This is a genomic window from Natrialba asiatica DSM 12278, assembly GCF_000337555.1.
In the GTDB taxonomy this organism is placed as follows: Archaea; Halobacteriota; Halobacteria; order Halobacteriales; family Natrialbaceae; genus Natrialba; species Natrialba asiatica.
This window is the reverse complement of record NZ_AOIO01000022.1, coordinates 76,494-91,912: the sequence shown is the minus strand read 5'-3', so window position 1 is coordinate 91,912 and position 15,419 is coordinate 76,494. Positions and strand designations below refer to the sequence as shown.

12 protein-coding genes are annotated in these 15,419 nt (G+C 63.8%); 5 read left to right on the top strand and 7 right to left on the bottom strand.

All coding sequences use genetic code 11. The features are described from left to right. Positions 1–10: 10 nt before the first annotated feature. Positions 11–1,546, top strand: a complete 1,536-nt coding sequence (locus C481_RS08900) for a replication factor C large subunit (protein WP_006108855.1) — start codon at positions 11–13, stop codon at positions 1,544–1,546. Positions 1,547–1,684: 138 nt separating this feature from the next. On the opposite strand, the gene C481_RS08895 is transcribed toward C481_RS08900, so the two are convergent. The 3 genes from C481_RS08895 to C481_RS22160 all read right to left on the bottom strand — a co-directional run bounded on the left by C481_RS08895 (position 1,685) and on the right by C481_RS22160 (position 5,746). Next, entirely contained in the window at positions 1,685–2,896 is a 1,212-nt protein-coding gene (locus C481_RS08895) for an aminotransferase class I/II-fold pyridoxal phosphate-dependent enzyme (RefSeq protein ID WP_006108854.1), read from the bottom strand. Between the two features lie 108 nt (positions 2,897–3,004). Then, positions 3,005–4,261: a type III ribulose-bisphosphate carboxylase gene (gene rbcL, locus C481_RS08890; RefSeq protein ID WP_006108853.1), complete on the bottom strand. Its 1,257-nt coding sequence runs from the start codon at positions 4,259–4,261 to the stop codon at positions 3,005–3,007. 1,332 nt (positions 4,262–5,593) lie between these two features. Next, positions 5,594–5,746 carry a hypothetical protein gene (locus C481_RS22160; RefSeq protein WP_006108851.1) on the bottom strand — a complete coding sequence of 51 codons (153 nt, stop codon included), beginning with the start codon at positions 5,744–5,746 and terminating at the stop codon, positions 5,594–5,596. Between the two features lie 143 nt (positions 5,747–5,889). Here C481_RS22160 and C481_RS08880 point away from each other — a divergent pair, with 143 nt between their 5' ends. Then, complete coding sequence (locus C481_RS08880; RefSeq protein ID WP_006108850.1) at positions 5,890–6,168, top strand: hypothetical protein; 279 nt, start codon at positions 5,890–5,892, stop codon at positions 6,166–6,168. 62 nt (positions 6,169–6,230) lie between these two features. Here the strand turns inward: C481_RS08880 and sucD are convergent, their stop codons facing one another. Further along, positions 6,231–7,103, bottom strand: a complete 873-nt coding sequence (gene sucD, locus C481_RS08875) for a succinate--CoA ligase subunit alpha (protein ID WP_006108849.1) — start codon at positions 7,101–7,103, stop codon at positions 6,231–6,233. Then, positions 7,100–8,254: an ADP-forming succinate--CoA ligase subunit beta gene (gene sucC, locus C481_RS08870; protein WP_006108848.1), complete on the bottom strand. Its 1,155-nt coding sequence runs from the start codon at positions 8,252–8,254 to the stop codon at positions 7,100–7,102. The genes sucD and sucC overlap by 4 nt, the downstream gene beginning before the upstream one ends. Positions 8,255–8,555: 301 nt before the next feature. Here sucC and C481_RS08865 point away from each other — a divergent pair, with 301 nt between their 5' ends. After that, positions 8,556–9,428, top strand: coding sequence for a UbiA family prenyltransferase (locus C481_RS08865; protein ID WP_006108847.1), 873 nt, complete (start codon positions 8,556–8,558; stop codon positions 9,426–9,428). Between the two features lie 23 nt (positions 9,429–9,451). Here C481_RS08865 and C481_RS08860 read toward each other — a convergent pair whose 3' ends face one another. After that, complete coding sequence (locus tag C481_RS08860) at positions 9,452–9,679, bottom strand: DUF5795 family protein (protein WP_006108846.1); 228 nt, start codon at positions 9,677–9,679, stop codon at positions 9,452–9,454. Between the two features lie 139 nt (positions 9,680–9,818). Between C481_RS08860 and C481_RS08855 the strand changes: the two genes are divergently transcribed. Continuing rightward, positions 9,819–10,046, top strand: a complete 228-nt coding sequence (locus C481_RS08855) for a hypothetical protein (RefSeq protein WP_006108845.1) — start codon at positions 9,819–9,821, stop codon at positions 10,044–10,046. 390 nt (positions 10,047–10,436) lie between these two features. Then, positions 10,437–12,803 (top strand): PQQ-dependent sugar dehydrogenase, encoded by a 2,367-nt coding sequence (locus C481_RS08850; RefSeq protein ID WP_241434670.1) that lies wholly within the window; start codon positions 10,437–10,439, stop codon positions 12,801–12,803. Positions 12,804–13,421: 618 nt separating this feature from the next. Here the strand turns inward: C481_RS08850 and C481_RS08845 are convergent. Then, the gene (locus C481_RS08845; RefSeq protein ID WP_006108843.1) at positions 13,422–15,419 is read right to left on the bottom strand and encodes an outer membrane protein assembly factor BamB family protein; all 1,998 of its coding nucleotides are present in this window, start codon (positions 15,417–15,419) and stop codon (positions 13,422–13,424) included.

The following is a 15,419-nucleotide window of genomic DNA, read 5'->3' as shown; positions in this document are numbered from 1 at the left end:
TAGACAGTATATGGATTGGACCGAGAAGTACCGTCCGACGACGTTGTCGGAGGTGCGCGGGAACAACAAGGCCCGAGACAAACTCGAGGAGTGGGCCACGACCTGGGACGACCACCGGGACACAGTGATCGTCCACGGGAGCCCCGGCGTCGGGAAAACCTCGGCGGCCCACGCGCTGGCCACCGACATGGGCTGGCCGGTGATGGAACTCAACGCCAGCGACAGCCGCGGGGCCGACGTGATCGAACGCATCGCCGGCGAGGCCGCAAAGAGCGGGACGCTCACCGGCGGCGAGTCGGGACGGCGGCTGGTGATCCTCGACGAGGCCGACAACTTCCACGGCAACGCCGACTACGGCGGCTCGCGCGAGGTCACCCGCGTCGTCAAGAGCGCGAACCAGCCGATCGTCCTCGTGGCCAACGAGTTCTACGACATGAGCCAGTCGCTGCGCAACGCCTGCGAGACGATCGAGTTCCGCGACGTGTCGAAGCGCTCGATCGTGCCCGTCCTCCGGGATATCTGTCGGCGCGAGGATATCGAGTTCGATGAGGACGCCCTCAAGAAGATCGCCGAGGCGACCAGCGGCGACTTGCGCTCGGCGGTCAACGACCTGCAGGCGGTCGCCGAGGACGCCGACCGACTCACCGTCGATGACGTGGTGACGAGCGAGCGCGACACGACGGAAGGGATCTTCGACTTTCTCGACGCACTCATCAAGGAGGAAGACGCCGAAGGCGCGCTCAAGGCGTCCTACGACGTCGACGAGAACCCCGACGAGATGCTAAACTGGATCGAAGACAACGTCCCGAAGGACTACCACGGCGCTGAACTCGCGGACGCCTACGAGTTCCTCGCGAACGCCGACCGCTGGCTGGGGCGGGTTCGATCGACGCAGAACTACTCGTTCTGGCGCTACGCCTCGGATAACATGACCGCGGGCGTCGCGGCCTCCCGCCGCGAGGACAAGGGCGGGTGGACCCGTTACGGGCCGCCGAGTTACTGGTCGAAACTCGGCCGGACGAAGGGCTCGCGGAACACGCGCGATTCGATCGCCGAACGGATCGCCGAACGCGAGGGCACGAGCGTCGCCACGGCTCGCCGCGAGGTCATGCCCTTCCTCTCGGCGATGACCCACCACTGCAAGAACCGCGAGCTTACCGTTCGCATGGCGGCGACATATGAACTCGACGAGAAGGAGGTGTCGTTCGTCACGGGGAGCGGCAAGGATACGAACAAGGTCCAGTCGATCGTCGAGGACGCCGAGGAGATGATCGCCGAGGAGACGGTCGAACACTCTGGTTCAGCGTTCTTCGATGCCGAGGAAACAGCGGCGGACGACGCCGAATCTACAGCTGATGGCGAACGCGATGGTGACGACGAGCCGGACGCCGACGCCGATACTGGCGGCTCGAACGAACAGGAAACGCTTGCAGGCACGACCGAGACGTCAAGCGGAGACGATGGCGACGAACACGAAGCCGCAGCCACCGAAGCCGACCCAACCGAATCCAGCGACGATCAGTCCGGACTGAACGATTTCCTGTAACGCGACTCCTGCGCTTTTGCGGATGGAACCGCCGACCGGTTCCACGACACTACCGACGGTGACAGCGACGAGCGGGTGAATTGTGAGAAACGAGCGACATTCAGCACGTCCGCGTCCGGACCCGCCGGAAGCGTGCGATCACAGGAGGCCTAACTCCGTGCCGACCGTTCGGAACGCCTCGAGACACGAAACGACGTCCTCGCGGTTGTGGGTTGCAATCGGCGCGACGCGGAGGCGACTCGTTCCCTCGGGTACCGACGGCGGTCGGATCGCCGGGACGACGATCCCGCGGGCGCGAAGCCCATCCGCGAGCGTGAGGGCATCCCGCTGATCGCCGACGATGACGGGCAAGATCTGTGACTCACCCGGAATCGAAAAGCCCATCGTCTCCAGCCCGTCCCGGAGGTGGGCGACGTTCTCCCAGAGCTGTTCGCGCGCATCGCTGTAGCGTGCGAGGTGCAATGCCTCACTCGCTGCTGCGGCCGCCGGCGGCGCGAGTCCCGTCGAGAACGCGAACGATCGCGCATCGTTGAGCAGGCACTCGATCAGCGCGTTGCTGCCGGCGACGTAGCCGCCCTGACTGGCGAGCGCCTTCGAGAGCGTCCCCATCTGGATGTGCACCCGGTCTTCGAGTCCCTCCGCCTGAACGACGCCGCCACCGTCCACGTAGAGTCCTGTCGCGTGCGCCTCATCGACCATCACCCACGCACCGAACTCTTCGGCGAGTTCACAGATGGTCGAAAGAGGGGCCACAGTCCCGTCGGCACTGAAGACGGAGTCGGTGACGATCAACCAGGATTCGTCGTCAGCCGCGCGGTCGGCCCGGTCCTCGAGTTCGGCGCGCAGACTCGCCGGATCACAGTGATCGTAGACGGCCGTCTCGCAGCCTGCGAGCCGACAGCCGTCGATGAGACTCGCGTGGTTGAACTCGTCGGAGAAAATCACGTCCGGGTCGAGTGCGGCGATCGTGCCGACGTTTGCGGCGTATCCGGAGGAGAACGTCAGCGCGCGTTCGGTCCCTTTCGTCTCGGCGAGCAGTCGCTCTAAGTCGTGATGGACCATCGTATCGCCGGTGACGACCCGGCTTGCGCCGGAACCCGTGCCGACGGTTGCGGCGGCCTGGCGTGCCGCATCCTGGACGCGCTGGTCGTCGGTCAGGCCGAGATAGTTGTTCGAAGAGAACACGAGCGCCTCCTCGGAGTCGAGAACCGGGAGGTCACCGTTTGCAGTGTCCGCGAAGTACCCGCGCTCGGCGACCCGATCGACGGGCGACAGCGTTCGTTTCTGCTTGCGCTCCTCGAGGGTGCCGAGTCGGTCCTCGAGGTCGAACCCGCGGTCGCAGTCTTCCATTCGCCTGAAGGGAGTCCGCGACGTGGTTTTACTCTCACGGTTCTGTCTCGCGTCTCCCGATGCGCTGAACTCGAACTCGATCGAGTGGACGAAAGTGGCGGTGGCGGGCTATCGCGGCGTCTCGGCACCCCATTTGTCGAGTGCGGTCGCGAGTTCGGCGTGCTCCTGGGCGTATTCGTCGAGTGGCACGCCGTCGAGACTGGCGTCGACGGACTGGCGGAGCGCTTTCGCGCCGGCGTGGGTGCCGTCGGGGTGGCCGTGGATGCCGCCGCCGGCCTGGATGCAGATGTCGGTGCCGAGCGCGTCGATGAGTCGGTCGACGACGCCCGGGTGGAGCCCGCCGGAGGCGACGGGGAGGACGGGCTTGAGCCCCTGACAGTCGCCGTGGAGCCAGTCGTTGATCCCCGGCGTATCCTCGTTTGCGAGTTTGCCGAGGCCGGCGGTGCCGGTGTGGATGTGGTCGACGCCACAGAGGCGTGCGATCTGGGCGAGCACGCGCATCGAGACGCCGTGGTGGTCCAGCCGGTCGAAGGCGGCGTGCATGGCGCGGTGGGCGTGGATCGCCAGCCCGTGGTCTGCACAGCGCTCGCGGACGGACTGGACGGCCGCCCAGCCGCAGGTTATCACGTCGACCATGACGAAGCCGCCGCCGTGTTCGGCCACGAGGTCGACGCGCTCTAGCATCTCGGTCGTCTCGCCGGTGACGTTCACCAGGTAGTCCTTTCGTTCGCCGACGTCCTCCTCGACGCGGTCGCGGGCGGCGAGGCTCTCCGCGAGTCGGTCCTCGAAGGGATTGAAGTCCTGATCCGTGAGGTTCTCGTCGTCTTTCAGCAAGTCGACGCCGCCGCGCCAGGCCTCCTCGCCGACGCGGGCGTGGGCGGCCGTCGAAAGCCCGACCTTGGGTTTCGGAACCGTTGCCAAAATGGGCCGGTCGCCGGCGTCGAGTTTTTCGCGCGCGACGCCGGTCCCGAACTGCGGGCCGGGGAAACCGGAGACGATCGATTCGGGCCACTCGCAGTCCTCGAGTCGGATGGACTCGACGGCTTTCATGCCCATGATATTGCCGGCGATGCACGAGAGAATCTGGGGCATGCTCCCCGCTTCGAACAGGTCGGCGGGATAGGCGACGGTAATCTCGTTCTCGCTCTCATCGATTTCGCAGGCGACCGCGCCGAGGTGGGTCAGTTCCGACTCGTCGACGTGCAACGTCGCCCAGGTACCGTTCGACGACTCGGAGGCAACCCGACTCGCTGCGGCCTCGATCGTCATCTCTTCCGCCGGTTCGATCCTGAAGGTACAGACGAGTTCAGTCGCGGCAGGGTCGTACGTACGGTCCAGAAAGTCGTCGTACTCGATACCGGTCATGGTATCTGCTGACGTTCACCGTGGCGACTAATAGTGTTTGCGTCGTTTTCGCACGGTGAAGCAACCCCGCACCAGCGGCGCGTTCGCGCCGATGAGCGGTCCGGTTCCGACGGTTTTGTTGAAAATTCGACGGCCGGTTTTCGTTCGGTCACATTTGCCCGCTCTGCAACCCGGAATCGGCCGACACGCTAATACGGGGCGTCTCTCAGGGCTCGTGACAGGAAAAATTGCAAAAATTAATTAGCTGGTATAATATCTGTCTCTTATACACATCTCTGATGGCGCGAGGGANATCTCTTCGGTGAACTCGCGGACGACACGGCCGACGAGCCGGCGGGTGAACAGAGTTCCGCTACCGCGGCCGGGAGCGACGCTGAAACCGATACTGAGATCGATTCCGAGACGAGCGGCTCCGATAGCAGTAGTACCGCCGGAACTACCGACGATGCTCCCGCTGAACCGCGTCGCATCGAGGATCGGACCGCCGCCTCGATCTTCGGCCAACTCAAGGGCGACGACGGAGCCGCCGTCGACGACGTTCTCGACGACAGCCCCGAAGCGATCATCGCCAGTGCGGACGAGCCGGTCGCCGAACCGACCGACCTCGATGACGACCTCCTCGCGGACGACGGTGAACTCGAGGCGCTCCTGTTGACCGGGCGAACGAAAGAACGGGAGTTCCTCTGGGTCGACACGGAGGGTGCTCCCGGGACTGAATCCGAAGCCGAGGCCGAAGTCGAATCCGACTCTCAAACCGAACCAGGTCCCGGTTCAGCGTCCGAAACGACGCCGGACACCCCAGCAAGCGATCGCCGCTCGGAACCGGACGGTTCACAGACTGACGAAACAGCGACGCCGCAGGGACGGGACGATCACGATTCCGACCGCGAGCGGGCCAACGACTCGAAGGCGGAGACACACGTTCCGTTCGACGCCACGAGTTCTGCGTCCGAATCCGCATCCGAGCCCGAAGCCGAGTCGGAACGGGACGCTGTCGCAGCTGACGGTGAATCGGACGGCGTTCTGAGCCGTCTTCGGTCGTCGCTGACCGGCCTCTTCTAGACGCGGTCTGCACTCGTTTCTTCCCAGTAGTGTACTGTATTTCGTCATCAATATGATTCGCGAACAGAAGTCGGCTGGTTTGTTATGCGCGGACGCGAAGTGACCGCTGCGGAACGCCCCAGCGCCTGCGAGCGAAACCGTTCTGGCACTCCCAGTCCGATCACGCGCAGCGGCTGTCTTCCCGCAGTCGATTTCCGCGTTTTCTGTCCGTAGCACTCTCGACGGTCGATGTGACGCCGACCACACGACACGGTACGCCCCAGACCGCGTTCACGGCGGATGCCAGCCGAGTTCAGTTCGCCGAACCGTATACGATTCGCCGCCGCAGTTCGGACAAACGGTCTGACTGAACTCGGGGTCGAACGCGCGGTCGGGAATTGTGTGTGCACAGCCACACGCATCACACTCGATGTGGACGGACACAGGCTATACTGGACGTGACCGTTCGTCAGTGTGGTGCCGGTGAGTGTCGGGGACGGCGACCGTCCACCCGCGTAACGACAATCAGTTCACATCTAGACCGATCGCCGGATACAGCTTTAGGACTCTGGGTGGCCATTATTACCATGGGAAAACAGTACCGAACAAGCCCTGATCCGCCCGAAGAACCGACGGAACGAGGTGCCGAGGATGCGGCAGAGACGGCGATAGCGATGCGCCGCGGCGCGCTCGTCGCGACTTCGTCGATGTTTGGCCTTGCGTTTCTCGTCGTCGCCCTGATGCAGGTGACGCGCGTCCTGGCAACGTCCTCGCCCTACACTGCCCTGAGCGTCGTCGATGGGGTCGTGGTCGCTATCGTCGCGCTCGCGTTCGTCGCTGGACTCGTCATCGGCCGTCAACGGTAGCAAAAAAGCGTCCGGACGGCGGTCACGGCAGTGCCCCGCCCTTCCGAGCGATACTGAACTCGTTACTCGAGGAACGATTCGATGTTGTCAGCGACTTCTTCGGGCGTGTCGCCGACGGGGACACCGGCGTCGTTCAGCGCGTTGATCTTGCTCTCTGCGGTGCCGGTTCCGGAACCGGAAACGATTGCGCCGGCGTGGCCCATGCGCTTGCCCGGTGGGGCTGTGCGGCCGGCGATGAAGCCGGCGACGGGCGTGTCGACGTGCTCGTCGATGTAGGCTGCGGCTTCTTCCTCGTCTTCGCCGCCGATCTCACCGCACATGACGATGGCTTCGGTTTCGTCGTCGTTCTCGAAGAGTTCGAGCGCGTCGACGAAGTCGGTGCCGATGATGGGATCGCCGCCGATGCCGATGGCGGTGGTCTGGCCGATACCGCGATTGGTGAGGCTGTCGACGACCTGGTAGGTTAGCGTCCCGGAGCGGGAGACGAGACCGACGTTGCCGTCGGCGAAGATGTTTCCGGGGAGGATGCCGAGTTTGGCCTCGCCGGGGGTGATGAGGCCGGGGCAGTTCGGTCCGACGAGTCGGGTGTCGGTTTCGGTCAGGCGCTTGTTGACCTTCGCCATGTCCTGGGTCGGGATGCCTTCCGTGATCGCGACGGCGAGGTCGAGGTCGGTGTCGAGGGCTTCGAAGACGGCGTCGCCGGCGAACGCCGGCGGGACGAAGATGACCGAGGTGTCGGCGTCTTCCTCGGCGACGGCCTCGTGGACCGTATCGAAGACGGGAACGCCGTTGACTTCCTGGCCGCCCTTGCCGGGGACCGCACCGGCGACGACGTTGGTGCCGTACTCCATCATCTGTTCGGCGTGGAACTTGCCTTCCCCGCCGGTGATGCCCTGTACCACGACGCGCGTGTCGTCGTCGACTAGAACGCTCATTGTTCGGTCACCTCCTCGGCGTACGCGACGGTACGCTCGACCGCGTCCTCGAGGGTCTGTTCGACCGTCACGAGGTCCTCGTTCAGAATCTCCATACCTTCCTCCCAATTGGTGCCGGCGAGGCGGACGACGACCGGCTTGGGGATTTCGTCGAACTGCTCGAGCGCCTCGTTGATGCCGCGGGCGACCTCGTCGCCGCGGGTGATGCCGCCGAAGATGTTGAAGACGACGCTGTCGACGTTGTCGTCGGAGAAGACCATATCCAGCGCGTTCGCGATTCGTTCGGCTTTCGCGCCACCGCCCACGTCGAGGAAGTTCGCGGGTTCGCCGCCGTAGTAGTCGACGAGGTCGAGCGTGGTCATGACGAGGCCGGCACCGTTGCCGATGATACCGACGTTGCCCTCGAGTCGGACGTAGTCGAAGTCGTACTCGTCGGCCTTCTGTTCGAGTTCGTCGCCGCCGCTTGCGGCTTCCTCTTCCATCTCGGCGAGTTCAGGCTGGCGGAATAACGCGTCCTCGTCGATGTTCATCACGGCGTCGGCCGCGATGACATCGTCGTCCGCGGTGACCATCAGCGGGTTGATCTCGGCGTCGGAGCCGTCGCGGCTCTCCCAGAGGTCGTAGAGCGTGGTGAGAACGCTCGCGACGTCGTTCGCGACCGACTTGTCGACGCCGGCGTCGTAGACGGCCTTGCGGGCCTGGAACGGGTGCATGCCGAAGGCGGGGTCGATGTGTTCGCGGGCGATCGCGTCGGGGTCCTCCTCGGCGACTTCCTCGATGTTGACGCCGCCCTTGGTCGAGACCATCGCGACCGGTTTGCCCTCGCCGCGGTCCATCGTGATCCCGACGTAGAGTTCGTTGGTGAAATCGACCGCTTCCTCGACGAGGACGCGCTCGACGCGGTAGCCCTTGAGGTCCATGCCGAGGATCGACTCGGCCGCCTCGCGGGCCTCATCTTCGTCCTCGGCGAGTTTGATCCCGCCGGCCTTGCCGCGGCCGCCGACCTGTACCTGCGCCTTGACTGCGACTGGATACCCGATCTCCTCTGCCGCGGTCAGTACACCGTCGACGTCGGAGGCGAGTTGGGACGACGGCGTTGGAACGCCGGCGTCGGCGAAGACATCCTTCGCCTGGTACTCGTGCAGTTTCATAGCCATTCGAACGGGCGTTCTGACCTTGCTTAAATCCTGTTAGTTTCACTCGTATCGGGGATTCAGTGTCGGGTAGATGGCAGGTATATCGGCTATCGACGGTAAATTGTGCGTAGGCACTTCCACCGGTGGATACTGTGGTGACAGAGAGCACGGACCGAAGGGTTTGACCCGCGACGGTTCCAATCTCGACGCACGTGTCTCCCCGAGTTCAGTTGACGGGTCCCGGTGACATCGACCCGGTCAGAGAGAGGCGCTCGCTGCTCGCTCGCTCGCGGGCCGGTGCCGGAGTCGTCTCCGAATGACGACATCGGCCCCGGCGAACGGTATCGAGCGATGGCGGTCGTCGATCGCGCGTGCGCTCGAGTTGCTGGTTCACAGCAACCTCTTCATCTCGCTGGCGACGATGAGCGTCGTCCTCACGACGATGCTGCTAGCCGGGTTGCCGGTCGACCCGTTGCCGCTCTTTTTCGTCTTCGCGGTCACGATGTTCGTCTACACGATCAACCGGCTTACCGATCTCGCGGAGGACGAGACGAACGTCCCACGGCGGGCGGCGCTGACGAGGCAGTACGGCCACCTCTGGCTGGCGGCGGGCACCTGTCTGTACCTCGTTGCAATCGCCATCGCCGTTTTCCTCGGCGTCCCGGGTGCCGGCTACATGCTCATCCCGCTCGTCGTGGCGTTGTTGTACTCCACGGTCGGCATCAAGCAACTCTTTCTCGTGAAAAACTGTTTCGTCGGCCTCGCCTGGGGACTGCTCCCCGCGGGCGCGGGCTACTACTATCGCGAACTCTGGACGACCGACGTCCTGTTTCTGGTCGGCTACGTCGCGGCGATGATCACCATCGCGGCGGTGATATTCGATATCAAAGATATCGAGGGCGACCGCGAAGAAGGGATCGCGACGGTTCCTAACGTCTTCGGCCCGCGACGGACCCGGATCGTCACACAGAGTGCGAACGTGGCCGTCGCCGTCGCCGTCATCGCACTCGTCGCAAGCGGCGTCCTCTCGTCGGCGTTTCTCGTCGTCCTCGCGATGAACGGGTACGTCGCCCTCTACATCCCGTTCGCAAAACCGGAGTACGGACCGCTGTACTACGGGTTCGTCGTCGACGGCGAGCACGTGTTTCTCGCCGCCGTCGTCTGCGCGCTGGAACTGGTCGTCTGGTAGCTGTCGGTGCTCTCGGCGGCCGATCACTCCCGGTCCGTTTCCGCCCAGTCGCAGTCCTGGCACTTGCGGCCGGTGACGAATTCGGTGACCGACGGCATGTACCCCACTTCGAGGACGTTGCCGCCGCACTCGGGACAGTCCGCGTCCGCCTCCGCAATCGACTCGGCCTCCATCACCGACTCTCCCTCGATCAGTTCCGCAAGTCTCGTTGCCGTAACCATTCGCCCCTGAACGACGCGATTCTCGCTCACACTCGTGTATGCGAGGGCCACCCCCTAAGCCTTTTCAGGTCTGTCGGAGCGATCGACCGATCGAACACGTTCGGTGCGGAACAGGTCGGCTCGGAGAAGGATTGAAGTCGTTAGAGCACATCGTGTGTCGTACAGTACCATGGGTGTAGATATCACGATTGAGCGCGTCGAGAACATCCCCGCCGATTCCCGCGTCTGCCACTACGACGAACTCGGCGAGGACGCCAAAGCAGCGCTCGCCCACCTCACGGATAGCCACGAGGGCACCGTCGATGCCGCCGATGTCCTCGAGACCACAGCCACGACCGGCTTTCACGACTGTGAACTCGTCAAGTACACCGACTATTACGAAATTTCGGTCCGTTGAACCGCAATCCACCACCGGTTCTGTCCCCCGCTGGACAGCCACAGTCGAGTTCTAGAAACCAGACAGCTCTTCGCGTGACGAGTGTCGGTCAGCGCCTGCAGTAACAACGGGTTGCTCGCACTGACACGGACGCTTGTCGCTCCGTCTATCGTCGCGGCGAATACGGCCGGAGCAGCAGTATTCCGCGGAGGGAACACCTCATTACCGATCGCTAAATCCGTCTTTCGCCGGCAACTCGTCGCGACGGCGGAGCCAAGTCGTGATTAGGAGGGGAACGATCGCTCCAGTTTATTGTCCGACGAGGACACGTCGCTATTCGACACAGAGCGTGTCGACAGCGCGATACGATCGGCGACCAAGCGAACGCACATTCGGAGACACTCATACACTATGTCAAGACATCACCCTGATTCGAAAACGCTCTCCAGACGACTCCTGTTGCAAACGACCGCACTGGCCTCGGTCTCGGGCGTTGCCACGACTGCACTCGCCCAGGACGACGGGCTCGGATCCGAAATCGAACTCGGCGGCAGAACCAGCGGCTGGGTCGGCCAATCACCCGAACAGATCGCGGACGAAGACAATCCGACACTCGAGTTAGTTCCGGGCGAATCGTACACGCTCACCTGGGAGAACTTAGACGGTGCCGGCCACAACTTCGCCATCGAAGACGCAGACGGCGAGGAGAACTTCGTCGAAACCGAAATCGTCTCCGGTGTGGGCGAGACCCAGGAAGTCGAGTTCACCGCCGAGGAGGGAATGGCGGAGTACTACTGCCAGCCCCATCCGACAAGCATGCGCGGCGAGATCGAACTGGCCGGCGAGGGCGGGAACGGCGACGAGGAAATGGAAGCCGAGGACGAATCGCAGACGATCATCGGCGAGGGACCGACGATCGGTCTCGAGACGATCGCCGACGGGCTGACGGCCCCGCTCAACTTGCAAGTAGCCGACGAAGAGCAGGACCGCCAGTTCGTCGTCGACCAGGCCGGCCAAATCTGGGTCCTCGACGATGACGGCCTCGCGGACGAACCCTTCCTCGACGTAACGGATCGCATGGTCGAACTCGAGGGCGATTTCGACGAACGCGGACTGCTCGGACTCGCTTTCCACCCGGACTTCGAGGAGAACGGTCGGTTCTTCGTCCGGTACAGCGCGCCGCCGACCGACGAGGTTCCCGACGGCTGGGACCACACGTTCGTGCTCGCGGAGTTCGAAACGACCGACGACGAGAACTCGCAGGCGGACCCTGACTCCGAGCGGCGGATTCTCGAGATTCCGGAGCCGCAGTTCAACCACAACTCCGGGGCGATCGCCTTCGGGCCGGACGGCTGCCTGTACGTGGCAACGGGCGACGGCGGTGGCGCGAACGACGTCGGCGAGGGCCACGTCGAAGACTGGTACGACGAGAACGAGGGTGGGAACGGCCAGGACACCGCCGAAAACCTGCTCGGCGGAATACTCCGAATCGATATCAACGGCGAGGGTGAGGACGGCCAGCCCTACGCGATTCCAGAGGACAACCCGCTCGTCGACATGGAAGGTGAACTCGACGAGTACTGGGCCTGGGGCCTGCGCAACCCCTGGGGGATCTCGTTCACCGACGACGGCGAACTGCTCGTCGCCGATGTCGGCCAGGCGCTGTTCGAAACCGTCAACCACGTTGAGGCGGGCGGCAACTACGGCTGGAACGTCTGGGAGGGAACCCACTGCTTCAGCACGGAATCCCCGGACGATCCGCCCGAAGACTGCCCCGCCGAAACGCCATCGGACGTCCGCGGCGGCGAACCGCTCCGCGGTCCCGTCATCGAATACCCGCACCAGGCCAACATGGGTCGCTACGGAGACGGCACCGCCCAGAACGGTGACACTGAGAACGGTGATGACGGCGGCAATGGCAACGAAACCGATGCTGATGCCGAAAACGGAAACGGCAACGGCAACGGCGAGGACACCAACGCAACCGAGGACACGGAAGAGACGAGCGACGACACCGGCGACATCGAACAGATCGGCGTCTCCATCACCGGCGGCTACATGTACGAAGGCGGGTCCGTTTCCGAACTCGAGGGGACGTACGTCTTCGGCGACTGGAGTCGCGACGGCGAGGGACCGGGCCGTCTCTTCCTCGCGCGGCCGCCGGAGGGGTGGCCTAACGGAGAGACGGGCGGTGCCGACGGTGCGGACGAGACGACCGACGAGGACGAGAACGGAAACGGCACCGACACAGACACCGAGAACGGCGGTGACGACCTCCACGCACCCGAGGAGGACGCCGGAAACAACACCGAGAACGAGAGCGGGCCGGACTTCGAACCGATCGATCCCGAGGGCAACGGCGAGAGTACCGGCGAAAGCGACGGAGCGGAAGCCGACCAGAACACGTACTCTCCACCCAACGAGGTCGACCTCTGGCCGATCGAAGAACTCGGCGTCGAGTCCGAGGACGACGTCGGCAGCGACGGTTCGATGAACCACCTCGTCTACGGCTTCGGTCGCGACGCGAACGGCGAGATGTACGTTCTTTCGTCCGATACCCCGACGCTCGACGGAGAGGGTTACGTGAGCCGAATCGTCACGGCGGACGAGTCTACTGCGGACGAAAGCGACACCGCCGAAGACGACGGAACGGGAGACGAGGACGCGAGCACCGAAACGGAGTCGGAAACCGACACCGATTCGAACGAGACCGACACTGAGACCGAGACGGACGCCGCCGAGAACGAGTCAACCGCAAACGAGTCGACCGACGCCTGACGAGTTCAGCGGCGTCGGTCGCAATCGAGTTGCAAGTCGTCCAGACCGGCTTCTAAACTGCTTTTTCCAGCACGGGTTCTTATCCGTTGTCCGTTATCCATCGTCCGTCGTCCGCTGTCCGTCGCCCGCTGTCAGGACCGTCTGCTCAGATGCACCGCATACGCGAGCAGGACGGCGGAGACAGCGAACCACACGACTGCCGGAATTTGGTACTCGATGATGTCGGCAAGTGTTCCACACCGAACACGATACCAGCTAGTCCGAGCTCGAGTTGCAAACAGAATTGGATTCGGTCAAGCGTGCGAGCTTCCGAATCTACTGTATCAGTCGGCACGGCTTGACGCTGATTGGTTCGAAGTATAGGCATTACGTAATAACGAAATCCGTTCGGTTGACGCGTAGTGCTGTATCTAGAGGGGGCCATCACGCAAATTCACACGCCACACGCTGCCAACTACCGCTACGATTCAGGTGTGAGAAAAGTGACCAGCGCTGAGTCACGGCCGAAAACCGAGGCGATCGAACGCCGGTTGCTCTCGATTGCGTCGTCGACCGTCACCGGTCGCAGGAGTAAGGCGGCGATCGATGCCGTCGATCACCCGGGGGTTTCGACCGTCGTCACTCCTGGAGCGAGAAAACGGCCACCGTGTTCCCTTCCTCCTCGACTTGATTGCCACCGCCGCCGGGGATCGCGACGTACTGTTTCCCTTCGTGTGGATCGTACCAGCTTATCGGCGCGCCATCGACGCCGTGGTCGCCGACCTCGTGCGTCGCGAGTTCTTCGCCGGTTTCGGTGTCGAGCGCGTGGAGGAACCCAGTTGGTCCGCCCGCGAACGTGACACCGGTTGCCGTGGTCAACGAGCCACCCCAGGGCGGGCCGGCCTCCCAGCTAAACCAGTGTTGCCATTTGACATCGCCGGTCAGGGGATCGAGGCCGGCGATGACGCCTGCGTTCTGGTTCCACTCCGGAACCGGTTCGTCGATGAGGCTTTCCTGCTCGCCGTTGCCGTCGTCCGCATCGTCTTCTCCTCCGTCTTCGTCGCCGTTTTCCGCCTCCGCTTCCTCCTCTTTCGCAGCACCTTCGTCGCCTCCGTCGGCGTCCTCCTCCGGTGCGTGGAGGTCGTCGCCGCCGTTGTCGGCTACCGTTTCGTTTTCCGGCGTTTCGTCACCCTCGCGCTGTTCGCCCGGCTCTAGCTCCTCGGCGTCGGCCGGCACGTCCTCTTCCGGCTGGTCGCCCTCCTCGGGTTGCGTCGGTTCCGTCTTCCGGACCGTGTCCATCCCGATGTATCGCTGGCCGGGTTCGTACTCCGTCTCGAACCAGGAGAACTTCATCGGGTAGTTGGTCCCTTTAACGACTAGCGTCCGCGATTCCGGATCGAACGCGCTCGGCTGCGGGTTCGTCCCCCCAATCAGGTCCGGCATGACCCAGGGTGCGCTCTCGAGATCGTCGTACGGCGGCAGGTTGAACGTGTTGAGGTGCTGGACGTACTCGTCGCTGCGCTGGTGGAGCTGGCCGGTTTCCATATCGACCGTGTACACCCAGCCCGTCTTCCCCGGCCAGGTTGCAAACTTCCGAGATTCGCTCTCGTGTTCCGCCTCGAAGACGACCGGCGGACTCGGCGAGTCGTAGTCCCACCAGTCGTGCGGCGAGTCCTGGTGGTGCCACTGGTACTCGCCCGACTCGATGTCGACGGCGACTTTCCCGCACGAGTAGGGGTTGTAGCCCGGTCGAACGGTGCCGTACCACGGTCCCGGGTTCGCCGACGGAATCACGACCGTTCCCGAGTCGGGTTCGACCGCACCCGCCGCCCAGGCGGTCGCGCCGCCGTGCATCCACGAATCGCCGACCCACTCGTGTTCCGGCGTCATATTCACACGCCACTGCGGGTTTCCTTCGAGGTCGATGCAGTCGAAGAAGCCGCTGACGCCGAACTCGCCGCCGAAACTCCCCTTCATGATCCGCCCGTTGTAGATCAGCGGCGGGAACGACGAGGTCGTCCCGCGGGAGCGCTCCCAGCTGAGTTCTTCGTGCGTGAGTTCGTCCGCGACCTGGCCGCGGTAGTACGCTGCGCCATTGTAGTACCAGCGTTCCTCGCCCGTGTAACGATCGATCGCGAGCACGCCGAGATCGAGCGTGCTTTTGTAGACCGTATCACCGAGAACGGCCGCCCCGCGTTCGGCGGGCGGTGTCTGTTCCGACGCTCCGTCGCTGTTCTCGTAGAAGTGCGTCCAGAGGATGTCCCCCGTTCGAGCGTTGAGCGCGTACAACATGTCCGGCCCGACCGTGGTGTACATGATCGGCGGATCGCCGTCGACGACGATCGGCGATCCCTGGAAGTCGTTCGGGTCTTCCGCAATTTCGAGTCGATACTCGAGTTCGAGGTCGCCGACGTTCTCCGGCGTGATGACCTCGGCCGTCGTGTGTCGGTGGCCCTCGTAGCCGCCGCCGGCAATCAGCCAATTCGTCTCGTCGGTCTGCGTCTCCGCGAGATCGGACTCGGTAACGTCCCGTTCGGGGATCTGGTCCGTATCTCCCTGTTCGACGATGGACTCGCCCGGTTTTTCGTGCCACGGTGCGTCTTCCGGTAGGTCGCTGAGGTGTGATTCGTAGGTCAT

Excerpts from the sequence above, each read along its gene's own strand:
- C481_RS08900 (WP_006108855.1), top strand. The coding sequence starts at position 11 with ATGGATTGGACCGAGAAGTACCGTCCGACGACGTTGTCGGAGGTGCGC.
- C481_RS08895 (WP_006108854.1), bottom strand. The coding sequence starts at position 2,896 with ATGGAAGACTGCGACCGCGGGTTCGACCTCGAGGACCGACTCGGCACC.
- rbcL (WP_006108853.1), bottom strand. The coding sequence starts at position 4,261 with ATGACCGGTATCGAGTACGACGACTTTCTGGACCGTACGTACGACCCT.
- C481_RS08880 (WP_006108850.1), top strand. The coding sequence starts at position 5,890 with ATGGGAAAACAGTACCGAACAAGCCCTGATCCGCCCGAAGAACCGACG.
- sucD (WP_006108849.1), bottom strand. The coding sequence starts at position 7,103 with ATGAGCGTTCTAGTCGACGACGACACGCGCGTCGTGGTACAGGGCATC.
- sucC (WP_006108848.1), bottom strand. The coding sequence starts at position 8,254 with ATGAAACTGCACGAGTACCAGGCGAAGGATGTCTTCGCCGACGCCGGC.
- C481_RS08865 (WP_006108847.1), top strand. The coding sequence starts at position 8,556 with ATGACGACATCGGCCCCGGCGAACGGTATCGAGCGATGGCGGTCGTCG.
- C481_RS08855 (WP_006108845.1), top strand. The coding sequence starts at position 9,819 with ATGGGTGTAGATATCACGATTGAGCGCGTCGAGAACATCCCCGCCGAT.
- C481_RS08850 (WP_241434670.1), top strand. The coding sequence starts at position 10,437 with ATGTCAAGACATCACCCTGATTCGAAAACGCTCTCCAGACGACTCCTG.
- C481_RS08845 (WP_006108843.1), bottom strand. The coding sequence starts at position 15,419 with ATGACCTACGAATCACACCTCAGCGACCTACCGGAAGACGCACCGTGG.